The sequence below is a fragment of the Chromobacterium subtsugae genome (assembly GCF_001676875.1).
GTDB lineage: Bacteria > Pseudomonadota > Gammaproteobacteria > Burkholderiales > Chromobacteriaceae > Chromobacterium > Chromobacterium subtsugae.
In genome coordinates this window covers 46,115-70,277 of record NZ_JYKA01000018.1, presented here as the reverse complement: position 1 = coordinate 70,277, position 24,163 = coordinate 46,115, and the positions used below count along the sequence as shown (strand labels likewise).

Annotated in this window: 23 protein-coding genes; 14 read left to right on the top strand and 9 right to left on the bottom strand. The window is 66.9% G+C overall.

The features are described 5' to 3' along the window. Window positions 1-6: 6 nt before the first annotated feature. Window positions 7-903 (top strand): metal ABC transporter substrate-binding protein, encoded by an 897-nt coding sequence (locus MY55_RS17930; RefSeq protein WP_047238623.1) that lies wholly within the window; start codon window positions 7-9, stop codon window positions 901-903. Here the strand turns inward: MY55_RS17930 and MY55_RS17925 are convergent. Further along, complete coding sequence (locus MY55_RS17925; RefSeq protein ID WP_047238622.1) at window positions 884-1,561, bottom strand: sulfite exporter TauE/SafE family protein; 678 nt, start codon at window positions 1,559-1,561, stop codon at window positions 884-886. The two genes, MY55_RS17930 and MY55_RS17925, sit on opposite strands and share 20 nt — an antisense overlap. Window positions 1,562-1,910: 349 nt before the next feature. Between MY55_RS17925 and MY55_RS17920 the strand changes: the two genes are divergently transcribed. From MY55_RS17920 to MY55_RS17900, 5 genes are all read left to right on the top strand, one after another. Then, entirely contained in the window at window positions 1,911-2,696 is a 786-nt protein-coding gene (locus MY55_RS17920) for an enoyl-CoA hydratase (RefSeq protein WP_047238621.1), read from the top strand. 169 nt (window positions 2,697-2,865) lie between these two features. Beyond that, on the top strand, window positions 2,866-3,765 hold the full coding sequence (locus MY55_RS17915; protein WP_043576206.1) for a LysR family transcriptional regulator: 900 nt from the start codon (window positions 2,866-2,868) through the stop codon (window positions 3,763-3,765). A gap of 34 nt (window positions 3,766-3,799) precedes the next feature. Further along, the gene (locus tag MY55_RS17910) at window positions 3,800-4,261 is read left to right on the top strand and encodes a hypothetical protein (RefSeq protein WP_043576204.1); all 462 of its coding nucleotides are present in this window, start codon (window positions 3,800-3,802) and stop codon (window positions 4,259-4,261) included. 87 nt (window positions 4,262-4,348) lie between these two features. Next, window positions 4,349-4,768 carry a GFA family protein gene (locus MY55_RS17905; protein ID WP_065202830.1) on the top strand — a complete coding sequence of 140 codons (420 nt, stop codon included), beginning with the start codon at window positions 4,349-4,351 and terminating at the stop codon, window positions 4,766-4,768. 13 nt (window positions 4,769-4,781) lie between these two features. Then, complete coding sequence (locus tag MY55_RS17900) at window positions 4,782-5,279, top strand: GNAT family N-acetyltransferase (RefSeq protein ID WP_065202829.1); 498 nt, start codon at window positions 4,782-4,784, stop codon at window positions 5,277-5,279. Between the two features lie 77 nt (window positions 5,280-5,356). Here MY55_RS17900 and MY55_RS17895 read toward each other — a convergent pair whose 3' ends face one another. The 5 genes from MY55_RS17895 to ptsP form a co-directional block, all read right to left on the bottom strand. Continuing rightward, window positions 5,357-6,583 carry a cytochrome c gene (locus tag MY55_RS17895; RefSeq protein WP_065202828.1) on the bottom strand — a complete coding sequence of 409 codons (1,227 nt, stop codon included), beginning with the start codon at window positions 6,581-6,583 and terminating at the stop codon, window positions 5,357-5,359. Between the two features lie 13 nt (window positions 6,584-6,596). Further along, window positions 6,597-8,474, bottom strand: a complete 1,878-nt coding sequence (locus tag MY55_RS17890) for an NAD(P)/FAD-dependent oxidoreductase (protein WP_065202827.1) — start codon at window positions 8,472-8,474, stop codon at window positions 6,597-6,599. A 154-nt stretch (window positions 8,475-8,628) separates the two neighbouring features. Continuing rightward, window positions 8,629-10,296 carry a PTS fructose transporter subunit IIC gene (locus MY55_RS17885; protein WP_065202826.1) on the bottom strand — a complete coding sequence of 556 codons (1,668 nt, stop codon included), beginning with the start codon at window positions 10,294-10,296 and terminating at the stop codon, window positions 8,629-8,631. Between the two features lie 35 nt (window positions 10,297-10,331). After that, the gene (gene pfkB, locus MY55_RS17880) at window positions 10,332-11,288 is read right to left on the bottom strand and encodes a 1-phosphofructokinase (protein WP_047238616.1); all 957 of its coding nucleotides are present in this window, start codon (window positions 11,286-11,288) and stop codon (window positions 10,332-10,334) included. Continuing rightward, on the bottom strand, window positions 11,285-13,786 hold the full coding sequence (gene ptsP, locus MY55_RS17875) for a phosphoenolpyruvate--protein phosphotransferase (RefSeq protein ID WP_047238615.1): 2,502 nt from the start codon (window positions 13,784-13,786) through the stop codon (window positions 11,285-11,287). The genes pfkB and ptsP overlap by 4 nt, the downstream gene beginning before the upstream one ends. A gap of 184 nt (window positions 13,787-13,970) precedes the next feature. On the opposite strand from ptsP, the gene MY55_RS17870 reads away from it, so the two are divergent. Further along, entirely contained in the window at window positions 13,971-14,960 is a 990-nt protein-coding gene (locus MY55_RS17870; protein WP_043576190.1) for a LacI family DNA-binding transcriptional regulator, read from the top strand. On the opposite strand, the gene MY55_RS17865 is transcribed toward MY55_RS17870, so the two are convergent. The 3 genes from MY55_RS17865 to aroA form a co-directional block, all read right to left on the bottom strand. After that, complete coding sequence (locus MY55_RS17865; protein WP_043576189.1) at window positions 14,952-15,497, bottom strand: cytochrome b; 546 nt, start codon at window positions 15,495-15,497, stop codon at window positions 14,952-14,954. The two genes, MY55_RS17870 and MY55_RS17865, sit on opposite strands and share 9 nt — an antisense overlap. Before the next feature lie 66 nt (window positions 15,498-15,563). Continuing rightward, window positions 15,564-16,010 (bottom strand): pyrophosphohydrolase domain-containing protein, encoded by a 447-nt coding sequence (locus MY55_RS17860; RefSeq protein WP_047237930.1) that lies wholly within the window; start codon window positions 16,008-16,010, stop codon window positions 15,564-15,566. A gap of 64 nt (window positions 16,011-16,074) precedes the next feature. Further along, window positions 16,075-17,364, bottom strand: a complete 1,290-nt coding sequence (aroA, locus tag MY55_RS17855) for a 3-phosphoshikimate 1-carboxyvinyltransferase (RefSeq protein WP_047237931.1) — start codon at window positions 17,362-17,364, stop codon at window positions 16,075-16,077. 227 nt (window positions 17,365-17,591) lie between these two features. Between aroA and cmk the strand changes: the two genes are divergently transcribed. The 7 genes from cmk (at window position 17,592) to MY55_RS17820 (ending at window position 24,156) form a co-directional block, all read left to right on the top strand. Next, entirely contained in the window at window positions 17,592-18,260 is a 669-nt protein-coding gene (gene cmk, locus MY55_RS17850) for a (d)CMP kinase (RefSeq protein ID WP_043576183.1), read from the top strand. 94 nt (window positions 18,261-18,354) lie between these two features. Beyond that, window positions 18,355-20,049, top strand: coding sequence for a 30S ribosomal protein S1 (rpsA, locus tag MY55_RS17845; RefSeq protein ID WP_099049667.1), 1,695 nt, complete (start codon window positions 18,355-18,357; stop codon window positions 20,047-20,049). A 7-nt stretch (window positions 20,050-20,056) separates the two neighbouring features. Beyond that, on the top strand, window positions 20,057-20,371 hold the full coding sequence (locus MY55_RS17840) for an integration host factor subunit beta (protein WP_043576179.1): 315 nt from the start codon (window positions 20,057-20,059) through the stop codon (window positions 20,369-20,371). A gap of 137 nt (window positions 20,372-20,508) precedes the next feature. Next, window positions 20,509-20,802, top strand: coding sequence for a LapA family protein (locus MY55_RS17835; RefSeq protein WP_043576178.1), 294 nt, complete (start codon window positions 20,509-20,511; stop codon window positions 20,800-20,802). A 62-nt stretch (window positions 20,803-20,864) separates the two neighbouring features. Beyond that, window positions 20,865-22,022 (top strand): lipopolysaccharide assembly protein LapB, encoded by a 1,158-nt coding sequence (lapB, locus tag MY55_RS17830; RefSeq protein ID WP_043576176.1) that lies wholly within the window; start codon window positions 20,865-20,867, stop codon window positions 22,020-22,022. A 74-nt stretch (window positions 22,023-22,096) separates the two neighbouring features. Continuing rightward, a complete protein-coding gene (gene pyrF, locus MY55_RS17825) occupies window positions 22,097-22,840 on the top strand; it encodes an orotidine-5'-phosphate decarboxylase (protein ID WP_043576173.1) in 744 nt (247 codons plus the stop codon). Continuing rightward, window positions 22,837-24,156, top strand: a complete 1,320-nt coding sequence (locus MY55_RS17820) for a UDP-glucose dehydrogenase family protein (protein WP_047257592.1) — start codon at window positions 22,837-22,839, stop codon at window positions 24,154-24,156. The genes pyrF and MY55_RS17820 overlap by 4 nt, the downstream gene beginning before the upstream one ends. Window positions 24,157-24,163 lie beyond the last annotated feature (7 nt).

Below are 24,163 nucleotides of genomic sequence, written 5' to 3'. Positions count from 1 at the left end.
AAAAGCATGAAGAAGCTGTTTGGCGCCCTGCTGTTGCTGGGCATGCCGGCGTTCGCGCTGGCCAAGGTGCCGGTGGTGGCGAGTTTCAGCATCATCGCCGACATGACCCGCGAAATCGGTGGCGACCGGGTGGAGGTGGTGTCGCTGGTGGGCCCGGATCAGGACGCGCACGTGTTCCAGCCGTCGCCGGCCGATATCAAGAAGGTGTCCGCTGCCAAGGTGCTGGTCGTCAACGGCCTGGGCCTGGAGGGCTGGATGTCGCGGCTGGACAAGGCGGCCAATTTCCGCGGCGTGACCGTGGTGGCGTCCAAGGGTATCCAGACCCGCCAGGCGCCTGAGGAAGAGCATGCCGAAGGCGAGCACGACCACGATCACGGCGATGTCGATCCGCATGCCTGGCATGACCCGTCGCGGGTGCAAACCTATATCAAGAACATCAGCGCCGGCCTGATCCAGGCCGACCCGGCCGGCAAGGCCGAGTACCAGCGCCGCGCCGCCGATTACGCCGCCAAGGTGCAGGCGCTGGACGACTGGGCGAAGAAGCAGTTCGCCACGGTGCCGGCGGCCAAGCGCAAGATGCTGACCTCGCACGACGCCTTCGGCTATATGGGGGAGCACTACCAGCTGAAGGTGCTGGCGATCCAGGGCGTCAGCACCGAGTCCGAGGCTTCGGCCAAGGGCGTGGCGCAGCTGACGCGCCAGGTGCGCAAGGAAAAGGTCACCGCGGTGTTCATGGAAAACATGAGCGACAAGCGCCTGCTGCAGCAATTGTCGAATGAAGCCAAGGTGAAGATAGGCGGGCAGTTGTACGCCGACGCGCTGTCCAGCCCCAAGGGCCCGGCCGCCAGCTACTTGCAGCTGGTGCGCTACAACGTCGACACCATCATGAAATCGTTCCGATAAGCAGCGCGGCCAGCCGGTACGCGCCCAGTCCCGCCACGCCCAGTCCGGCAATCAGCCGCACTGGGCGTTGTTGCATCCAGCGGCGCAGGCCGTCGGCGAACACCCCCATCAGCAATAGATTGGGCAGGGTGCCCAGGCCGAAGGCCAGCATCAGGCCGGCGCCGCGCCAGGCCGAACCGCTGGCCAGCGCCGAAATCGACGCGCTGTACACTAGGCCGCAGGGCAGCCAGCCCCACACCGCGCCCACCGCGGCGGCGCCCAGCGCGCCGCGTATCGGCAGCATGCGGCCCACCAGCGGCTGCAGCCGCCGCCATATCGGCTGGCCCAGTTTCTCCAGCGAGCCTATCGCCGCAGACCAGCCGGCCAGGTACAGCCCCATCGCCACCAGCAGCAGGTTGGCCAGCGCGTACAGGGCAAGCTGGAACGGGTGCGAGGCCGCCAGGCTGAGGCCGGCGGCGGCCAGGCCGCCCAGCAGCGCGCCGATCAGCGCGTAGCTGCTGATCCGGCCCAGGTTGTAGCCGGCGAGAACGCGCCAGCGCCGCCGGCCGGCGGGGTGGTTCAGGGTGAGCGCGGCGACGATGCCGCCGCACATCCCCACGCAGTGCCCGCCGCCGAGCAAACCGGCCAAGAACAAAATCCAGAAATTCGTTTCAATCATGCCGCAAGCTGCCGACGAAAGCTCTATGGTAACAGAGGGTCATGACGAAGTTGCAGATGGCGGCGGATGGGCTTGCCGTGGGGGTGGCGGCGGATCCGATTGATTCTTTTTGGCATTGTCGAAACAAGCATTCTACAAAAAAGGTTGGATATAATTGTTTTGCCTACTGGCTAAAAGTACAGTTTGCAAAGAGAATGTCCGTCTGGCTGCGGAACGCCGCGCGCGAGCGCCGCGGCGGAATGCGCCGGCCCCGGAACGGAAATGGGAGCGACGCCAGCCATATCAGGCTGGATCGATCCGGACCGGGAGGCTAACGAAGATAGATGGGGAATACAGTGAGGAACACAATATGGCCAGGTATCTGACACTTGAACGGCTGGGCAAATCAGCCATCATCACGCTTTCCAACCTGCCTGCCAATCTGCTGACGACGGAAAGCCTGAACGAGTTGACGTCCACGCTGCAGGCGTTGAATGCCGATGATTCTGTGCGTTCGGTGGTGATTACCGGCGCCGGCGACGCTTTCTTTTCCGCCGGAGCAGATTTGAAGCAGTTCGCCGCGGGCGACAAGGCCGCGGCGGATATCTTGTTGCAAGCCTTCGCCGACGCGTTGCAGGCGATACGCAGCTACCGCGGCGTCACCGTGGCGGCAGTGAACGGCTATGCGCTGGGCGGCGGCCTGGAATGCGCGCTGGTGTGCGACTACATCATCGCCGAGCGCGGCTCCAAGCTGGGTTTGCCGGAAGCCAAGGTCGGCCTGATTCCGGCCGCCGGCGGCACCAAGACGCTGGCCGACAAGGTGGGCGTGTCCTGGGCCAAGCGCATCATCCTGGGCGGCGAGGTGGTCAGCGCGGAAAAGGCGCTGAGCATAGGGCTGATCGAGGAAGTGGTGGACCAGGGCTTCGCCAAGATCGTGGCGGTGAGCCTGGCCAACAAGGTGGCGACGCAGGGCGCGGCCGCGGTGGCGGTGGCGCGCAAGCTGATCGAAGACAGCCCCAACCTGACGCTGGAACAGCATCTGGCGCGCGAACGCGCCGCCACGCTGGGCCTGGTGGGCGGCGCCGAGCAAGTGGAAGGCGTGGCCGCCTTCATGGCGAAACGCCCGCCCAGCTGGGCGCAGGAGGACGACGACTGATGCGACGCGCAGCCGGCGCGCCGTGATCCAACCGCCTGCCGCACGCGAAGCGGCAGGCGGTTTGTTTTTGAGCGGGCGCGCGAGCCTGTGCTAGCCTAGGCGACATTTGGCATATTCGGCCCCGCGGACGGCAAAGCGGGGCGGCCGTGATGAAACAGCAGGGGAGAGCATGGAAATCTACCAGTTGCGGACCTTTGTCACCGTGGCGCAGCAAGGCCACCTGACGCAGGCGGCCGAGCTGCTGCACCTGTCGCAACCGGCGGTGACCGCGCAGATCAAGGCGCTGGAAGAAGAAGTGGGCATGCAGTTGTTCGAGCGCAACGCCGGCGGCGTCAGCCTCACCCGCGCCGGGCAGGAGCTGCTGCCGGAGGCGCAGGGCGTGTTGGGCGCGGCGCGCGATATCATCAACCACGCGCGCAAGCTCAAGGGCCAGCTGGCTGGCCAGGCCAGAATCGGCGTCACCCTGATGCCGGACATCCTCAAGCTGGGGCCGTGGGTGGCGGCGCTGGTGGAAGCCAACCCGCTGCTGGAAGTGCAACTGAGCCACGGCGTATCGGTCGACGTGCTCAATCTGGTGCGCAAGAAGGAGCTGGACGCCGGTTTCTACCTGGGACGCAATCCCTATATGAACGTCAGCACCGTGCCGCTGCAAACCCTGTCGTTCCGCGTGGCGCTGCCGGCGGCCTGGGCCGGGCAGCTGGACGGCGGCAAGCTCAGGGAGCTGGGCAAGCTGCCCTGGGTCGGCATTTCGCAATTTTCCAGCCTGTCCAAGATCACCGCGGAATTGTGGCGGGAGCTGAATATTTCGCCTAAAAAAGTGGCGGAGAGCGATCATTTGTCGGTGATCCTGGAGCTGGTGGCCTCGGGCGTCGGCGTGGCGCTGGTGCGCGAGGAGGAGGCGCTGGCCTGGCAGGCGGCCGGCCGCGTCTGGCTGGTGCCGGAATTGCGCAAGAACGCCGAGTTGCAGTTTGTCTATCCGGCGGACCGGGCGGGCGACCCGGTGCTGGAAACCCTGTTGCGGGAGCTGCTGGCGGTGTGGCGGCTGCCGCGTCCGCAGTGTGTTGTCTGAGGCGCGTGGCGCGCCCGTTTGACGAGGAGTCCGCATGGCAAGCTGGATCGTCGGAGCGATGGAAACCTATTGCGGCGCGATGGAGCGCGGCCAGCGGCGCTGGCTGGAAGTGCAGGAGGACGCCTGTCGCACCTGGCTGTCGTCCTGGTCGCCCGGTTTTCCGCTGTCCGAGGGTGAGATGGAGAAAAGAATCGACGGCGGCCTGCTGGTGGGGGCGTCGCTGTGGCAGGCGCAGGCCGACACCCAGCGCGAACTGATGCTGGCGGCGGAAAAGCTGCTGGCGGACGTGAGCCGCTGTCTGCGGCAGCAGTTGCCCGATTACGACGCCGCGCCGGTGGCGGCGATGCGGCAGGCGCTGGAAGTGGGCTGGGCGTCCGGCGCGGCGATGTCCAAGGCGTCGCGCCAGGTCGGCTACTTCGCCACCACCAATCTGTCCGCCACGCCGCTGAAGGCGGCGCGCGACATGCGCCGGGTGCTGCAACAGCGCAAAACCTGACGCCGCCGCCGGCCGCGCATGGTGTTGCCGAATCGATGGCGCATCGCCGCGCCATTTCCCCACCTGACATGAGGCGTGAAGTTTGCGATGTTGATCCGAGGCGCCTGCCATTGCGGCAATATCTCGTTCGAACTCGACTGGCTGCCGGAGCCGGCGGCCATTCCGGCCCGGCGCTGCGGCTGCGATTTCTGCCGCAAGCACGGCGGAGTGTGGACCGCATGCCCGGGCGACAGCCTGAAGGTGCGCGTCAGCCGGCCGGAGCGGGTGTCGAAATACCGTTTCGGCACCGCCACCGCCGATTTCCACGTCTGCGCGGTCTGCGGCGCGGTGCCGCTGGTCAGCAGCCGGATAGCAGGCAGAGTATACGCGGTGGTCAGCGTCAACGCGCTGGACGATGCGCCGGTGCCGGTGCTGGAACCCGCGCCGGTGTCGTTCGACGGCGAAAGCGAGGCGGAGCGGCTGGCGAGACGCGCTAGCAGCTGGATCGCCGATGTCAGTTTCCTGTAGCACGCCCATCCTCATGCATATCATTCTGGAAACGATTCCGCCCGACGAGCTGGCCGATATCGAAAAAGCGGCGACGCCGCGCCGCCTGTCGGGCCGGGTGGCGGAGCAGGCCTTGCCGCCGCCCGAAGTGGCGGCGCGCGCGCGGGAGCGCCTGCGGGCCGGCCAGCGTCCGTATTGGTGCCTGCCCTTTTACATGCTGGATGGCGAGGGCCGGGTGGTGGGCGCTTGCGGCTTCAAGGGCGAGCCGCGCGCCGGCCGGGTGGAGATAGGCTACGCGGTGGCGCCGGCCTGCCGCCGCCAGGGCGCGGCGGCTGCGGCGGTGCGCCTTTTGCTGCAGCGGGCGCGCGACAGCGGCGAGGTGGCCGAGGTGCTGGCGCAGGTCAATCCGGAAAACCAGCCGTCGCTGGCGGTGGTGGGCAAGCTGGGGTTTCAGCGCGGCGGCGTGCTGGTGGACGAGGATGACGAGCCCTTGCTGCAGTGTGTCTGGCCAGTCCGCTTCGGCGCGATTTGAGGCCCGCGCCGACATGAAAAAACGCCGCCCGCCCGTGAGGGCGCGGCGGCGTTGCCATGCGGGCGGCAGACTGCGGGCTAGTGGGCGGACTGGGCCGACAGCGCGCGCACTTTGGCCACCTGATCGGCTTCGACCGGGCTGGCGGTGTTGCCCCAGCTCTGGCGCATATAGCTGAGCACGTCGGCGATTTCCTGGTCGGACATCTGCCGCGCGTAGCCCGGCATGCTGTATTCCCACGGCAGATGGCCGGTGCGGACGTTGACGCCGCCTTCCAGCACCACCCGGATCAGCGAGGTGGCGTCGCGCGCCATCACCGCCGAGCTGCCGGCCAGCGCCGGCACCACGTTGTCGTGGCCCTGGCCGTTGGCCTGGTGGCAGGTGGCGCAGTTCTCGAAGAACAGCGCGGAGCCGGTGCGCACCGGCCGCACGTCGGCGGCGCCGGCGCCCGGCAGGCTCTTCAGGTAGATCGCCATCGCCGCCAGGTCGCCCGCGCTGACGTGCTGGGTGCTGTAATGCACCACTTCGGCCATCGGGCCGAAGGCGGCGGTGTAGCGGTTGCGGCCCTTCTGCAGGTATTCCACCAGTTCGTCCGCCGACCAGCCGCCCAGGCCTTCGCGCGCGTCGCCGGTCAGGTTGCCTGCGTACCAGCCCGCCAGCTGCGAGCCGGTCAGGTAGCCTGCCTTCTTGTCGTTCAGCGCCACTTCCTGGAAGGCCGCGCCGCGCGGGGTGTGGCAGGTGCCGCAGTGGGCCATGCCCTGCACCAGGTAGGCGCCGCGGTTCCATTCGGCGCTCTTGCCGGCATCCGCCTGGTAGGCGCTGTCGTCGTGGAAGAACCAGCGCCACAGCGTCAGCGGCCAGCGCATCGACAAGGGCCAGGGAATGTCGCTGTCGCGGTTTTCCTGCGCCACCGGCGCCACGCCGTGCATGAAATAGGCGTAGAGGTCGCGCATGTCGGCGTCGTTGATGCGCGCGAACGAGGTGTAGGGCATCGCCGGGTACAGCGAGTGGCCTTCCTTGGCCACGCCCTGGCGCAGCGCGCGGGCGAAGTCCTCGTAGCTGTAGTCGCCGATGCCGGTTTCCTTGTCCGGCGTGATGTTGGTGGAGTAGATCTTGCCGACCGGGGTGTCCATCGCCAGGCCGCCGGCGTTGGGCTTGCCGTCCGGCGCGCTGTGGCAGGCGATGCAGTCGGACACGCGGGCGAGGTAGGCGCCGCGCCGCACGCTGTCGGTGTCGACATTGGCCTGCGCCGCTTGCGCGGCGGCGGCCAAGAGGGCCGCCAGGCCCAGGGTTTTCATCAATTTCATCGCGGGGTTCCTGTTAGCTCAGCTCGTTGACGGCGCGCCATGCCTGGTCGATGGCGGCGTGGGTGTACGGGTTCCAGTCGGAGTCGGAGTTGGCGATCGTCACATTGCCGGCCGGGCGGCGGGCGGCGGCGATGATGCGCTTGGACTCGTCTTCGTCGTCGTACATCGAGTTGAGGAAGTAGGAATAGCCGTGCGACCAGCGGTTGACGGTGATGGCGGCGATGTCGCGCTGGTGGTCGAAGCCGGTGGGGCCGAGGATGCGCTGCAGTTGCTCGCGCACCATGGTTTCCATTTCCGAGAACGGCATGGCCAGCAGCTTGGCGCGGCCCATCCGCCACTGGGTGCGCGGGTCCAGGCCGGAGCCGGCGATGGTGGGCACGTAGACCATGTGCAGGCACATCGGCTCGGACGGCTTGCGCGGATGCTGGTAGCCGCCGATGTCCACCGGGTAGTCTAGCTTGATGCGGCTGTACGGCATGGAAGGGCAGTACAGCTCGTGCACGCCCAGCTTCATGAAGCTGTCCCAGTTCTTCAGCACTACCTTGGTGTAGACCAGCGGCGCCTTGACGTTCATCGCCAGCGCCTGTTTCTGGTCGTCGGGCAGGCTGGGCATGATGTGCGGGATCATCATGTTGTAACAGGCCATCACGGTGTGGCGCGCCTGCACGCGGCGCAGCTGGCCGCCCTTGTCCAGGTAGCCGATATCCACCGCGCTCTTGCCGTTTTCCACCCGCACCACGGTGCTGTTCAGCCGCAGCCGCACCGGGTTTTCCGGCAGGTCGAGCTTGCTGTAGTCGAAGCGGGCCAGCACGATGTCGTTCATGTCCTTGCCCGGCGCCGCTTGCGGAATCATCTTGCGCACCAGCAGGCGGGCGATGGAGGCGTTGCCGTCCGGGAAGTGGTAGATGTAGGGGTCGCGCAGTTCGGCTTCCGCCTCGGCGCTGATCTTGCCCAGGCCCGCCACGCCGTGGAAGCCCGGCAGGTCCAGATTGCGCGCGTCCAGCGCCGGCAGGCCGTCGATGCCCACCGCCTGGAAGTCGTTGCTGCGCGACTGGAAGAAGCGGATCGCGGTGGCGCTCAGGCCGACGTGGCGGGACAGGTAGGTGCTGTAGCTGATCTTGGCGAGATAAGCCTCGCGCTTGGCCTTGGGCATGTCGCCCAGGTAGTCGCGCTGGCTGGTGTGCAGGGCGATCAACGCGTCGCGGTCCTTCTTCGGCATCGGAAAATCATTGATGAAGTCGCGGATCGGCCGCGCGTTCAGGCGCTTGGGGTCGATGTCGTCCGCCACCTGCAGATAGGGGTCGCCGCCCACCACCTTGTCGGCGCCGAAGTCTTCCTTATTGAAGAACACGCCGCGCGACAGCTTGAGGTCGGGGTAGAAATTGCGGTGGAAGTGGCTGGCCAGGCCATCGATGTCGACGGTCAGCTCTTTCATCAGCGCCAGCGCTTCCTTGCTGAACACGTGCTTGGGCGACTGCAGCGATTCGGTGCCGCCGTAGCCCAGCACCAGGCGATCGCCGACCTTGAACTCGTTGCGCTTGGCGTGGCCGCCGAAGTCGTCGTGGTTGTCCAGGATCAGCACCTTGGCCTGCGGGTGCTTCTTGCGGTAGTAGTGGGCGGCGGAAAGGCCGCTGATGCCGCCGCCGACCACCACCAGGTCGTAATGCTCCTCCACCTTGGCGCCGGAGAGCGAATAGGCGTGGTGGGCGCGGCCCAGCTTGTGGGCGTTTTCGAAGGAGCCGTCGTGATTGCCGCGCAGGCCGGTGAGCGAAGGCGGGTAGTAGCTGGCGCTGATCTGACGGGGCGCGGCACGGAGGATTTCCAGCGGTGTGAGCCCGGCAGCCACCGTCAGCGCGAAACCGTTGAGGAAGTCGCGGCGGGTAATGGACATGGCTTTTCCTGATTGATGTTTGCAATGAATTCGCGGCATCTGTGTGCCGTTTGTGAACGCATTATAACAAATTAACTATTCATTATTTCTAATGTAAACAGGCCTGCGATGCGTGAGCATCGCAGGCCTGTCGGCGGAAGGGAGGGAGGCGGGGTCAGCCGGCGGTTTGCGGCAGCGGCTTCTTCAGCAGGCCCAACAGCAAGGCGGTGACGGCGGTGCCGGCTGCCAGGGCGATCAGATAGCCGCCCAGATGTTCCACCGCGTTGGGAATGGGCAGCACGAACACGCCGCCGTGCGGCACTTTCAGCTGCACGCCCATGGTCATCGAGATGGCGCCGGCCAGCGCCGAGCCGGCCATCAGCGCCGGGATCACCCGCAGCGGGTCGCGCGCGGCAAACGGTATCGCGCCCTCGCTGATGAAGGCCAGGCCCAGCACGCCGGCGGCCTTGCCGGCTTCGCGCTCGTCGGCGCTGAAGCGGTTGCGGAACAAGCGGGTGGCCAGCGCCAGGCCCAGCGGCGGCGTCATGCCGGCCGCCATCACTGCCGCCATCGGCGTGTATACCTGGCTGGCGATCAGGCCGGTGGCGAAGGCGTAGGCCGCCTTGTTGACCGGGCCGCCCATGTCGAAAGCCATCATCGCGCCCAGCAGCGCGCCCAGGGCCAGCGCGCTGCTGCCTTGCATGCCCTTGAGCGCCTCGGTCAGCGCCGCCAGCACGGCGGCCACCGGCTGGCCCACCACGTAGATCATCAAGAGGCCGGTCAGCAGGGAACCCAGCACCGGCAGGATCAACACCGGCTTCAGGCCGTCCAGATGCTGGCCCAGCTTGATCCGGCGGTTCAATTCGCGGGTGCCGTAGCCGGCGATGAAGCCGGCGGCGATGCCGCCGAGAAAGCCCGAGCCCAGGCTGGCGGCCAGCATGCCGCCCACCATGCCGGGGGCGATGCCGGGACGGTCGGCGATGGAGTAGGCGATGTAGCCGGCCAGGATCGGCACCATCAGCGCGAAGGCGGATTTCGCGCCGATCTGGAACAGCGACCAGGCCAGCGTGCCCTTGTGCGCGTCGTCGAAGGCGTAGATGCCGCCCAGCGCGAAGGCGAGCGCGATCAAAATGCCGCCGGCGGTGACGAAGGGCAGCATGAAGGACACGCCGGTCATCAGGTGACGGTAGGGCCCGTCCTTGGCTTTTTCCTGATTGGCGGCTTCGGCGGCGGCCGGGCTGGCGCCTGCCCATGGCTGCGCCTCTTCGATGGCGTGGCGGATCAGCGCCTTGCCGTCGCCGATGGCGGCCTTGGTGCCGCTCTTGAACAGCCGCTTGCCGGCGAAGCGCTCCACCGCCACCTGGGTGTCGGCGGCGATGATGACCAGGTCGGCGGCGGCGATCTCGGCATCGCTCAGCGCGTCTTGCGCGCCGACCGAGCCCTGGGTTTCCACCCGAATCGCGTGGCCCAGCGCCTTGGCGCCCTGGACCAGCCCCTCGGCCGCCATGAAGGTGTGGGCGATGCCGGTGGGACAGCTGGTGACGGCGACGATGCGCAGGGCGCGGCCGGCTTCCTGCACCTGAAGCTGGCCGGCCGGGTCGGCCAGCACCGCGTCCAGCGTGGCGCGGCGCGCGGCGCGCCGGCCCAGGCGGGCGTCGTCCTCTTCGCCTATCAGCAGCACATGGCCGGCGGCGGCGATCTGGCCGGCGCTCAACGCCGGCTGGCCGTCTATCTCGATGTCTATCGGCAGCTGCCGCCGCTGGGCGGCCAGGCGCAGCGCTTCGGCGGCCAGGCGCGCCTGGGTGCTGCGCTCGCCGGAGCGGATGATGGCGACGATGCTCATTGCGTTTCCCCTGTGATCGATGATGGGCGCCGGCTTCAGGCCGCGGCCAGGTCTTGCAGGCGGACCGCGTCCGCCAGTTGGCGTATCTGTTCGGCGGCGGGTAGGTGCGGGCCGACGCTTTGCAGCTTGGCGGCGGCGAAAGCCACTGCCAGCCTGAGCGCGTCGCCGCCGGCCAGCCCTTGCTGGCGGGCGGCCATCAGTCCCGCCACCAGCGCGTCGCCGGCGCCCACCGTGCTCAGCGGCCGCTGCGGCGGCAGGCTGGCCAGCCGCGCGCAGTCGGCGTCGACCAGCATGGCGCCCTGTTCGCCGAGCGACACCACCACCTGGGCGATGCCCCGCCGCTGCAGGCCTTGCGCGCAGCGCGCCACATCCGGCAGCGCGGCCAGCTCGCGGCCGGCCCATTGCGCCAGTTCTTCCCGGTTCGGCTTGATGCAGTCGGGCAGCGCCTCGGGCGGATTGGCCAGCGCCGAGGCCAATGCCGGCCCGCTGCTGTCCAGAAGCACCCACACGCCTTGCCGTTTCAACTGGCGGCACAGCCGGGCCAGGGCGTCCGGCGGCAAGCTGGGCGGCAGGCTGCCGGCCAGCGCCGCGCTGTCGCCGGCGCGCAGCTCTGCCAGCCGGGCGGCCAGCGCCTGCAGGTCGGCCTCGGCGGCGGCCAGGCCGGGCAGGTTGATGTCGGTGGTGCGGCCGGATTTGAGGTCGGCCAGCTTGATGTTGACCCGGCTGTCGCCGGGCAGGCGCAGCATGCGGTCGTGGATGCGCTTGGCGGCGAACAGTTGCTCGAACGCCCCGCTGTTGTCGCGGCCCAGCAGGCCGTGGACGGTGGCCGGCAGGCCCCAGTCGGCCAGGCAGCTGGCCACGTTGATGCCCTTGCCGCCGGCGTTCAATTGGGCGGCGCGCGCCAGGTTGACGCCGCCGGGCAGCAGTTCATCCAGGGTGACGGTCTGGTCCAGCGCCGGGTTCAGCGTGATGGTGTGCAGGGCGGGGCTCATGCCAGTGCCTCCAGCAGCTGGCGCACTTCCTCGGCGCTGTCGCAGGACAGCGCCTGTTCCGCCAGCGCTTGCAGCCGCGCGTAGTCGTGGCGGCGCAGCATGGCTTTGACCGCCGGGATGTCGCTGGGGCTCATCGACAACTCGTCCACGCCCAGGCCGGCCAGTACCGCGGCGCCCAGCGGGTCGCCGGCGCTGCCGCCGCACACGCCCACCCAGCGCTGGTGCGCGGCCGCGCCTCGCACCGTCTGGCGGATCAGCCGCAGCACGGCGGGGTGGAGGCTGTCGGCTTCGGCGGCCAGCTCCGGGTGCTGGCGGTCCATCGCCAGCGCGTATTGGGTGAGGTCGTTGGTGCCGATGGAGAAGAAGTCGACATAGGGCGCCAGCTGGTCGGCCAGCAGCGCGGCGGCCGGCACTTCCACCATGATGCCTATCGGCACCGGCGGCGCGTCCAATTCCTTGCGCACGCCCTCGCACCAGCCCTTGAGCCGGGTGATCTCCTTCAGCGAGCTGATCATCGGAAACATGATGGACAAGGGCTTGCCGGCCTTGGCGGCGCGGTACAGCGCGCGCAGCTGCGGCTCCAGCAGCTCGCGCCGGCGCAGCAGCAGCCGCGCGCCGCGCACGCCGAGGAAGGGGTTGTCCTCGACCGGCAGGTTCAGGTAGGGCACCTGTTTGTCGCCGCCGATGTCCAGCGCGCGCACGATCAGCGGCCGGCCCTGCAGCGCCTGCTGCATGGCCAGGTAGGTCTGGTATTGCTCTTCTTCGTCCGGCGCGGCGTCGCGCTCCAGAAACAGGAATTCGGTGCGCATCAGGCCGACGCCTTCCGCGCCGTTGTTCAGCGCGCCGGCGACCTGTTCCGGCCGGTTGAGGTTGGCGGCGATTTCCACGCGGCGGCCGTCGGCGGTCTGGCCGGGCTGCAGGCAGGCCTGCTGCTGTTGTTGCTGCGCCTCGCGCTGGCGTTGTTGCCAGTCGCGGGCGGAGGCGAGATTGTGCTCGCTCGGGTTCAGGTAGAGCCGGCCGGCGTCGCCGTCCAGGATCGCCGGGCTGCCGTCGGCCACGTCGAGCAGCGCCGGACCGGCGGCCACCAGCGCCGGCAGGCCCAGCGTGCGCGCCAGGATGGCGGTGTGGGCGGTGGGGCCGCCGTGGGCGGTGGCCAGGCCCTTGACGCGGGAGAGATCCAGACTGGCGGTGTCCGACGGCGCCAGGTCGGCGGCCAGCAGGATGGTGTCGGGGCCGAACTCTCCCGGCGCGTTGCCTTGCAGCGATGGGTCCAGCTCTAGCAGCACCCGCCGGCCGACGTCGCGCAGGTCGGCGGCGCGGGCGGCCAGCAGTGGGTTGCCCAATGCCGAGATCTTTTCCGCCAGCCGCTCCACCGCCTGGTGCCAAGACCACTCCACGCCATGGCCGGCCACCATCAGTTGGCAGCTGAGGGTGATCAGGTCGGTGTCGTTCAATAGTTCGGCTTGGGCGCGGAAAATGCCGGCTTCGGCGGCGCCCAGCGTGGCCTGAGTGGCGTCGGCCAGCGCCGCCAGCCGGCGGCGGGTGGCGGCCAGCGCTTCGTGCAGGCGGTCGCCGCCTTCGGCCAGGCTGACCGGGCGGTCGACGATGCGCAGCTGTTCGCCGGCCAGCACGCGCACGGTGCCGATGGCGAGGCCGGGGCTGGCGGCGATGCCGGGCAGCGAAACCGGCTGGCCCGACGGCTGCCAGCCGGCGCGCGGCCGTTGCGCCGCGGCGCGCTGGGCGGCGATGGCGGCGGCGGTCTGCTCGGCCAGGCTGGCTTCGCGCATCGCCCGCAGCAGTTGTTTGAGCCCGTCGGCGGCTTGCGGCCCGCGCGCGGAAACCGTCAGCAGCGCGCCCTGGCGCAGGCCGAGCTGCAGCAGCGCGATCAGGTTTTTGGCGTCGGCGGCCTGGCTGCCGTGGCGCACCTGCAATTGCGCCGGGCTGCGGCGCGCCGCCTCCACCCACAGCGCGGCGGGGCGGGCGTGCAGGCCGTTGGGGTAGTCCAGCCGCCATTCCTCGCACAGATCCAGGTCGTGCGCTTCGGCGTCGGGCGGCAGCGGCGCTTCCGGCTGGGCCAGCGCTGCCAGCAGGTCGGCGCTGTCGGTGGTGGTGAACAGCGGCAGCAGCCGGGCTTCGTCCTGCAGCAGCCGGGTCAGCTGGCGCAGCATCACCAGGTGGTCGTCGGAGCGGGCGGCGATCGCGCACAGCAGGTGGATGCGCTGGCCGGGGTTCCATTCCAGCCCGTCCGGAATCTGCAGGATGGCGACGCCGGTGCGCAGCACCTGGGCGCGGTCTTCGGCCATGCCGTGCGGAATGGCGATGCCGTTGCCCAGGTAGGTGTTGGCCACCGCCTCGCGCCGCAGCAGGCTGTCTATATAGTCCGGGGCGATGCAGCCGGCTGCCTCCAGCAGCGCGCCGGCTTCGCGGATGGCGGCGTCCTTGTCGGCGGGCCGGCAGCCCAGGCGTATCAGTTGGGGATTGAGCAGGGCATCGGACACGGCGCACCTCGTAGGCGGGATCGGTATGTCAGCGATTGAAAACGATTACATTTTTTCTGTCAATTCATTCGTGCCAATAAAGTATGGATATTGCAATGCAGCATGCTGTTGCTGGATTTTCAAGCGCTTGCGCGTCACGCTAACTAGGCGCAGCATGGCGAAAATCAATTGAAAACGATTCCATATGACGACCAGTATCAAGGATGTCGCGCGGTTGGCCGGCGTGTCGGTGGCCACTGTGTCGCGGGTTTTGGGCAACGGGCCGGTGAGTCCGGCGTTGCGCGCCAAGGTGGAAGAAGCCATCGCCGGCAGCGGCTATCGGCCCAACCTGTCGGCGCGGCGCCTGCGCTCGCAATCCAGCCTGACCGTCGGCCTGATCGTGTCCGATATCTGCAACCCTTTCTTCACCGCGGTGGGGCGGGCGGTGGAGGACGCCGCCTATCGCGCCGGCATGCGGGTGATCCTGTGCAATACCGACGAAAACCCGGAGAAGGAAGCGATGTATCTGCGGCTGATGCAGGAGGAGAGGGTGAGCGGGGTGATCCTGGCCGCCACCCGCGCGACCGCGGCGCGGCTGGACATCGCGGCGCTGGGTTTCCCGGTGGTGATGGTGGACCGCGCCGGCCCCGGCGGCGGCGACGCGGTGCTGCTGGACAATGCCGCGGCCGCGGGGCAACTGGTGGCGCATCTGCTGGAGCAGGGTTATCGCCGCATCGGCGGATTGTTCGGCAATACCAGCAGCACCGGGGCCGAGCGGCATGCCGGTTTCGCCGCCGCGCTGGCGCGGGCCGGGCTGGCCGCGGACGCGCGCTTCGCCGCGCCCAGCGCGGCGGCGGCCGAGCAGGCGGTGGCGGCCTGGCTGCGGGAGGACGATCCGCCGCAGGCGCTGATCGCCAGCAACGGCTTGTTGCTATTGGGCGCGGTCAAGGCGGCGCGGGCGCTCGGCGTCGCGGTGCCGCGGCAGCTGGCGCTGGCGGGTTTCGACAACGACAGCTGGACCGAATTGGCGGAACCGGGGATGACGGTGATCGAGCAGCCGGTGGACGCCATCGGCCGCGAGGCGATGGCGATGCTGCTGGAACGCTTGCGGCAGCCGGAGCGGCCGCCGCGCAAGGTGGTGCTGTCCGGCCGGCTGGTGGCCAGAGGCTCCAGCCGGCGCGCGGAATCAGCGTAGCGGGCCGATCAGGCGGGTCAGCGTATCGTCTTTGACGAAGCGATGATGCCAGACGGCGGCGGCGGCGTGCAGGATGCTCAGCCACAGCAGCACGTTGCCCAGCAGCTCATGCGCGTCCTTCAGCTGGCGGCCGAAGGCCGGATCCGGCGCCAGCATGGCTGGCAGCGCCAGGCCGAACAGGGCCACTTCGCCGCCCCTGGCCTGGATGAAGGCGATGCCCAGGATGGGCAGCGCCAGCATCAGCGCGTACAGCGCCCAGTGGCCGGCATGGGCCAGCAGCTTCATCAGCGGGCTGGGGCGGGGAGTGATGCCGGGCGGCGGATTGCCCAGCCGCCAGGCCAGTCTGGGCACGACCAGCAGCAGGACGATCAGGCCGGCCTGGATGTGGGCGTAGCTCAGGCCGCCGCGGACCGGATCGCCCTTGGGGAAGTTGCCTTTGAGTTCGATGAAGACCAGCGCGGCGATCACCGCCAGAGCGCACAGCCAGTGCAGCGCGCGGGCGACGCGGCCGTAGCTTTGCGAGGAATTGCGCAGCATTTCGGTTCCCGGATGCGAGTGGGTCAAGATTCAAGCTTAGCCGGGATGGCTTAAGGACGTTTTAATTCAGGACAAAGATTGCGACGTATTGTTGCGGTCCTGCGCCTGGCGGATCACTTCCAGCTTGTCCGCCGGCCGCCAGCCTTCCGGCTTCAGCACCTTGCCGTCGGCGCGGCGCACCACCTTGCCGTCCACGCATTTGCGCAGATTGGCGTCGTGTATCGCCTCGCACATCGCCTCCAGCGGCAGGCCCTGCGACAGCAGCAGGCCGCACACAACATTGAGCACGTCCACGGCCTCGGCGGCGAGTTCGGCGCGGCTGCGCAGTTGCTGTTCGGGCGATTGCGCCGGCAGCTCGCGATAATCCGCCAGCGCCTGTTTGAGCTCGTCCAGCTCTTCGTCCAGCATGGTCTGCCACATCGCCAGCTGTTCGGGCTGATATTCGGGATGGGAGGGGGAGGGGATGTCGAAGCGCCGCATGAAATCGCGGCGCATCCGGAACAGGTCGCTCATCGATAGACTCCTTTGCAAGGCGTATATTGTGGAGTCTATCGATTAAACCATCAATATATTGTGATTATTGCGCCTGCAGCGCGGCCAGCGCCTGGAAGTAGCCGGGGAAGGTCTTGGCCACGCAGTCGGGGTCGTTGATCACCACCGGCGCGCCCAGCAGCGAAACCAGCGAGAAGCACATCGCCATCCGGTGGTCGTCGTAGGTGTCGATTTCGGCGTTCGGCGTCAGCTCGGCCGGCGGGGTGACGCGGAGATAGTCCGGGCCTTCCTCGACTACGGCGCCGACCTTGCGCAATTCGGTCGCCATCGCCGACAGCCGGTCGGTTTCCTTCACCCGCCAGCTGGCGATGTTGCGCAGCGTGGTGGTGCCGTCGGCGGCCAATGCCGCCACCGCCAGCGTCATCGCCGCGTCCGGAATGTGGTTGCAGTCGAGGTCTATCGCCTTGAGCTTGCCCTCGGCGCGGGCCTCGATCCAGTTGTCGCCGCGGCTCACCGTCGCGCCCATCAATTCCAGCGCCTCGGCGAAGCGCACATCGCCCTGAATGCTGGCGTTGCCGACGCCTTCCACCCGCACCGGGCCGCCGGCCAGCGCGCCGGCCGCCAGGAAGTAGGACGCGCTGGAGGCGTCGCCTTCGACATAGACTTCGCCGGGCGAGATGTAGTGCTGGCCGCCGGGAATCACGAAGCGCTGCCAGCCGTCGCGTTCGACGCGCACGCCGAAGCGCGCCATCAGATTCAGCGTGATTTCAATGTAAGGCTTGGAGATCAGCTCTCCCACCACTTCGATCTCGGCCTGGCCGCCGGTCAGCGGCAGCGCCATCAGCAAGGCGGTGAGGAACTGGCTGGAGACATTGCCCTTCACCTGGATGGGCTGGGCGCAGCGCACGTCGGCCGGGGAGATGGCCAGCGGCGGGAAGCCGGGCTGGCCCAGATAGGCGATGCGGGCGCCGGCGGCGTTGAGCGCGTCGACGAGGTCGCCGATCGGGCGCTCGTGCATGCGCGGCACGCCGGACAGCTGGTAGTGGCCGCCCATCAGCGCCAGCGCGGCGGTCAGCGGCCGGAAGGCGGTGCCGGCGTTGCCGAGGAACAGCTCGGCGTTTTTCACCGGGAAAGCGCCGCCGGCGCCGTGCACGCGGAAGTCGCGGCTGTCGCCCTGCTGCTCTATTTTCACGCCCAGCAGCTTCAGCGCGCCCAGCATGTGGCGGATGTCGTCCGAATCCAGCAGGTCGCGCACCAGCGTGCTGCCGCCGGACAGCGCGGCCAGCAGCAGGGTGCGGTTGGAGATGCTCTTGGAGCCGGGCAGCTTGACGGCGCCGGCGAGGCGAGGGCAGGGGAGCAGGTGCAGTTGTTCCATATTGACGGGGCGCGCTTTATTTTCGGGTGCGTATCGCGGGTTGGACGAAAGGGTGAGCGGACACTGTACCCGCCGCCGCCGCCTGCGCGCAATCGCCGGCCGCGCGAGAACGGCGGCATCCGCTCCCCTGCAAGGCGCCGGCTTGCGCTACAATGCGCGGTTTTACCGGCTTCTTTCGGCGCGCCGACGGAGCCGGTGGCTTGAGATTGCAACAGGATCAAACTCCCATGACAGTTCCGGTGATTACCATCGACGGGCCTTCCGCTTCCGGCAAGGGCACGGTGGCCGCCCTGGTGGCCTCGCGCCTTGATTTCCACTACCTCGACTCCGGCTCGCTGTATCGGCTGCTGGCGCTGCACGCCCGCCGCCATGGCATCGCCTGGGACGACGAAGCGGCGCTGGCCGGCGCCGCGATCGTCCTGCCGGTGGAGTTCTCCGACGGCGCGGTGTGGCTGGAAGGCAACGATGTCAGCCTGGATATCCGCGCCGAGGAAATCGGCATCGGCGCGTCCAAGGTGGGGGCGCTGCCTGAAGTCCGCGCCGCGCTATTGCAGCGCCAGCGCGATTTTCGCTTGGCGCCGGGCCTGGTGACCGACGGCCGCGACATGGGATCGGTGGTGTTTCCGGACGCCATGTTGAAGATATTCCTGACCGCCAGCGCCGAGGAGCGCGCCGAGCGCCGCTATAAGCAGTTGATCGGCAAGGGGGAATCTGCTAACCTCCCCAGAATTATGCAGGACATTATCGATCGGGACGCGCGCGATGCCGCCCGGCCGGTAGCGCCGCTGCGCCAGGAGCCGGACGCCTTTTTGCTCGATACCACGGAGCTGACCATAGACCAGGCGGTCGACAAGGTCCTCGGGTGGTTTGAGGAAAGACAGGTTTCCGGCCATTGATTTTTTAACGGCTGTTTTTGCTGCGTTGCAAAAGCCGCCGCGTGTTCAACCCTAACCCCGCACGCCGCAAGGCATGCAACCGAGAGTACGCTTGATGACTACCCTCTCCATGGAAAACTTCGCTCAACTGTTCGAGGAAAGCCTCACCCTGCACGATATGCGCGTGGGCGAAGTGATCACTGCTGAAGTCGTGGCAGTTGATTCCAACTTTGTAACCGTGAACGCAGGCCTCAAGTCCGAGTCCCTGATTCCGGCTGAAGAATTCAAGAACGACCAAGGCGTCGTTGAAGTCGCCATCGGCGACTTCGTCACCGTCGCCATCGACGCGCTGGAAAACGGCTTCGGCGAGACCAAGCTGTCCCGCGAAAAAGCCAAGCGCATGGCTGCCTGGGTTGAGCTGGAAGAAGCTCTGGAAGCCGGCACCATCCTGTCCGGCCTGATCAGCGGCAAGGTCAAGGGCGGCCTGACCGTCATGGTCAACGGCATCCGCGCCTTCCTGCCGGGCTCTCTGGTTGACGTGCGTCCGGTGAAAGACACCACCCCGTACGAAAACAAGCAGATCGAGTTCAAGGTTATCAAGCTGGATCGCAAGCGCAACAACGTCGTGGTTTCCCGCCGCTCCGTGCTGGAAGAAACCCTGGGCGAAGAGCGCAAGGCTCTGCTGGAAACCCTGAAAGAGGGCGCAGTCATCAAGGGTATCGTCAAGAACATCACCGACTACGGTGCGTTCGTCGACCTGGGCGGCATCGATGGCCTGCTGCACATCACCGACCTGGCATGGCGCCGCGTGAAGCACCCGTCCGAAGTTCTGGCGGTTGGCGATGAAGTGGAAGCCAAGGTACTGAAGTTCGACCAAGAGAAGAACCGCGTATCCCTGGGCCTGAAGCAACTGGGCGAAGATCCGTGGGTGGGCCTGTCCCGCCGCTACCCGTCCGGCACCCGTCTGTTCGGCAAGGTGACCAACCTGACCGACTACGGCGCGTTCGTTGAAATCGAACAAGGCATCGAAGGTCTGGTGCACGTGTCCGAAATGGACTGGACCAACAAGAACGTACACCCGTCCAAGGTAGTTCAAGTTGGCGACGAAGTGGAAGTCATGATCCTGGAAATCGACGAAGACCGTCGTCGCATCTCCCTGGGCATGAAGCAGTGCCTGGCAAACCCGTGGAACGAGTTCGCCGACAACTTCCACAAGGGCGACAAGCTGAAGGGCGCGATCAAGTCCATCACCGACTTCGGCGTGTTCGTTGGTCTGCCGGGCGGCATCGATGGCCTGGTTCACCTGTCCGACCTGTCCTGGAACGAAGCTGGCGAAGAAGCCGTGCGCAAGTTCAAGAAGGGCGACGAGGTTGAAGCCGTTGTTCTGTCCATCGACGTGGAAAAAGAACGCATCTCCCTGGGCATCAAGCAACTGGAAGGCGATCCGTTCAACAACTTCGTTGCGATGAACGACAAGGGCGCCCTGGTCAAGGGCACCGTGAAGTCCGTTGACGCCAAGGGCGCCGTAATCGCTCTGGATACCGATGTTGAGGGCTACCTGCGCGCTTCCGAGCTGTCCCGCGACCGCGTGGAAGATGCTCGCTCCGTCCTGAAGGATGGCGAAGAAGTGGAAGCCGTGATCGTTGCCGTTGACCGCAAGTCGCGCAACATCAGCCTGTCGATCAAGGCCAAGGACGCTCAGGAAGAGAATGCCGCGATGAAGAACCTGTCCACCGTTGACAGCGCTTCCGCCGGCACCACCAACCTGGGTGCCCTGCTGAAGGCAAAACTGTCCGGTTCCAACGAGTAATTGCGTCATGACCAAATCTGAGCTGATCGCGCGGCTGTCCGAGAGACTCGCCGAGCGCAATTCTCAGTTGGTCTACAAAGATGCTGAGTTGGCCGTCAAGACCATTCTGGATGCGATGGCCAACAACCTGGCTCAGGGAAGCCGGATCGAAATCCGCGGCTTCGGTAGCTTCGATTTGAACTACCGTCCGCCGCGCGTCGGCCGCAATCCTAAGTCGGGCACCAGCGTCTCGGTTCCTGAGAAATACGTGCCTCATTTCAAGGCTGGCAAGGAACTGCGGGAGCGCGTGGATCTGTCCCTGTTGGAGCAGACCCAGGCCTGATGGCAGTTCTTTGACGCCTGTCGTGCCAAAAGCGCCGCATTTTGCGGCGCTTTTTTCGTATTCGGAGCGCGCGGCGGCTTGGGTTGTGGCTGGCTATCGTTTAAAATTGCACTCCGGCAAACCCATCGAGCGAACCCATGCGATATTTGTTGCGTATCGTCGAACTGGCCCTGTTGTTGCTGCTGGTCGCGGTCACCGTGCAGAACAGCCACGCGGTCGAATTCAAACTGTTCTTCGGCCAATCTTGGTCGGCGCCGTTCATCGTCTTCCTGTTGCTGTTCTTCGTCGCCGGCGCGGTGGTAGGCCTGCTGGCCACTTTCAGCTTCTACCTGAGAACCCGCCGCGAGCTTTCGCAACTGAAGAAAGAGCTGCGCAATCGCCCGCCTGCCAGCAAGGTTGTCAGCGATCCCAGCGACGCCATCGCCGATTGATGGCCGCCTAGCCTGCCGGCCGCGTCCGCGGCCCGGATTCTATTATCCCGAAAGGATTGCTGTTGGAACTCGATTTGTGGTGGCTGCTGCTGTTTCCAGCCTTTTTCGGCCTGGGCTGGTTTGCGGCCCGGGTGGATATGCGCACCGTGCTGAAGCAGGCGAAAGCGGTGCCGATTTCGTATTTTCGCGGCCTGGACGCGCTGGTTGACGACAAGACCGACGTCGCCGCGCAGGCTTTGTCCGAGGTGGCGCGCCAGCAGGGCGCGGCGCTGGAATTGCAGCATGTGCTGGGCAAGCTCTACCGCAAGCGCGGCGAGAACGACCGCGCCATCCGCCTGCACCAGCAGATGCTGGACTCGTCCGATCTGCCCGGCGAGCACCGCGATCTGGTGCGCAACGAGCTGGCGCAGGATTTCCGCAAGGCGGGCTTGGTCGATCGCGCCGAGGAAATCCTGCTGAAGCTGCTGGACGGCAATATGGCGCTGGCGGCGCGGCGGCAGCTGCTCGACATCTACCAGCAGGACCGCGACTGGAAAAAGGCGATTGAAACCGCCCGCGAGCTGCGCAGCGACGCGCATTCCTTCCAGCATGAAGTGGCGCAGTTCTATTGCGAACTGGCGCAGGGCGAGCTGTACCAATCCCATTACGAGCAGGCGCGCCAGTATGTGGCGGAGGCGATCGCCGCCAACCGCAAGTGCGTGCGCGCCAGCCTGATCCTCGGCGACATCGAATTCGCCGAAGGCCATGTCGAAGCGGCGATGGCGGCCTGGCAGGGCATAGAGAAGCAGAACTACGAATACCTGGCGATGGCGGCCGAGCGTCTGTTCGACGCCTATGAGAAACTGGGCAAGCCGTCGGAGGGCATCGCCCTGCTGCGCGGCTACCAGCGCACTTTCCCGCAGTTGGAACTGACCGACCTGCTGTACCAGAAAATCGCCACTTACGAGGGCGAGGCGCGCGCGCTGGAAGGCGTGCGCGAGGCGGTGCACGCGCGTCCCAGCCTGTCCGGCGTCTACCGGATGATAGAGGCGCAGATGGACGAGCTGTCGCCGGAGGGCCGGATGGACGCCGAGGTGGCGCGCGCGCTGATACTCAAACATTCCCAGCGTTTGAGCGTGCATCGCTGCAAATGCTGCAATTTCCGCTCGCGGGCCTTCTTCTGGCATTGCCCCGCCTGCGGCGAATGGGAAAGCTTCACCGCCAACCGTTCGGAAGCCTGACGCCGTCTTGAACTTCGCGCCGCCGCTGACCCTCGGCGGCGCTTCGCACATATAAATAGAATGATGGAGCATGCATGAACCCTTTGATCGCAGCTGCGGATGCGCGGATCGATTCGCCGGTGTTGGTGGCGCTGGATTTCGACAACGCCGCCAAGGCGCTGGATTTCGCCAGCCGGCTTGACCCGTCCGAATGCCGGCTGAAAGTGGGCAAGGAGCTGTTCACCTCCAGCGGCCGCAATCTGGTGGAAACCCTGAGCGCGCGCGGCTTCCAGGTGTTCCTGGACATGAAGTTCCACGATATTCCCAACACGGTCGCCCACGCCTGCAAGGCGGCGGCCGACGCCGGCGTGTGGATGGTCAATGTGCACGCCTCGGGCGGCCGCCGCATGATGGAAGCCGCGCGCGAAGCGCTGGCCGGCTACAGCCAGCGCCCGCTGCTGATCGCGGTGACGGTGCTGACCAGCATGGATGCGTCCGACCTCGCGGAAATCGGCATCGCCGTGTCGCCGGAAGAGCATGTGCGCCGCCTGGCGACGCTGACCCGCGATTGCGGCCTGGACGGCGTGGTGTGCTCCGCGCAGGAGGCTTCGATGCTGAAGCAGGCGCTGGGCCAGGATTTCAAGCTGGTGACGCCGGGCATCCGCCTGGCCGAAAGCGGCAATGACGACCAGCGCCGCGTGATGACGCCGCTGGCGGCGCTGCAAGCCGGCGCCGACTACCTGGTGATCGGCCGCTCCATCACCGGCTCCGCCGATCCGCTGGCCACGCTGCGCCAGATCAATCAAGACATTCAGCAATACCGGAATCAGAAGCCATGAAAGTCACTGTCATTGGTTCCGGCTATGTCGGCCTGGTCACCGGCACCTGCTTGGCGGAAACCGGCTACCAGGTGTGCTGCCTGGACGTGGACCCGCGCAAGATCGAAATTCTGCAAAACGGCGGCATCCCCATTTTCGAGCCTGGCCTGGAAGAGATGGTGAAACGCAACGTGGCCGCCGGCCGCCTGCATTTCACCACCGACGTGGCCGAGTCGGTCGCTTTCGGCGAGGTGCAGTTCATCGCCGTCGGCACGCCGCCGGATGAGGACGGCTCCGCCGACCTGCAATACGTGCTGGGCGCGGCGCGCAATATCGCCCGCCACATGGCGGATTACCGGGTGGTGGTGGACAAGTCCACGGTGCCGGTCGGCACCGCCGACAAGGTGCGCGCGGCGATAGCGGAAGAACTGGCCGCGCGCGGCGCGGCGCTGCCGTTCAGCGTGGTGTCGAATCCGGAATTCCTGAAGGAAGGCGCGGCGATCGACGACTTCATGCGGCCGGACCGGGTGGTGATAGGCGTGGACGACGAGCGCGCCGCCGAGATCATGCGCCGGCTGTACAAGCCGTTCCAGCGCAACCACGAGCGCGTGCTGCTGATGGACGTGCGCTCGGCCGAACTGACCAAGTACGCCGCCAACGCGATGTTGGCCACCCGCATTTCCTTCATGAACGAGTTGGCCAATCTGGCCGAGACCATGGGCGCCGACATCGAGCAGGTGCGGCTGGGCATGGGCTCGGATCCGCGCATCGGCTATCAGTTCCTGTATCCCGGCGTCGGCTACGGCGGCTCCTGCTTCCCCAAGGACGTCAAGGCGCTGGTGCAGACCGGCAAGGAGCACGGCCATACGTTGCGCGTGCTGACCGCGGTGGAAGAGGCCAACGATATCCAGAAGCTGCGGTTGGTGGACAAGGTGGTGGGCCGCTTCGGCAGCGATCTGGCCGGCCGCCGCTTCGCGTTGTGGGGCCTGGCGTTCAAGCCCAATACCGACGATATGCGCGAAGCGCCGAGCCGGGTGATTGTGGACGAACTGACTCGGCGGGGCGCCGAAGTGGTGGCTTTCGATCCGGTGGCCACCCACGAAGCCAGCCGCGTGATGGGCGGCAATGCGCGGCTGCGCTTCGCCGACGATATGATGGCGGCGCTGGAAGGCGCCGACGCCTTGCTGATCGTGACGGAGTGGAAAATGTTCCGGGCGCCGGATTTCGACGCGATCAAGGCCAGCCTGAAGCAGCCATTGATTTTCGACGGCCGCAATATGTACGACCCGTCATGGCTGCGCGAGCAGGGCTTCGATTACCTGGCCATTGGCCGATAAGGGGGCA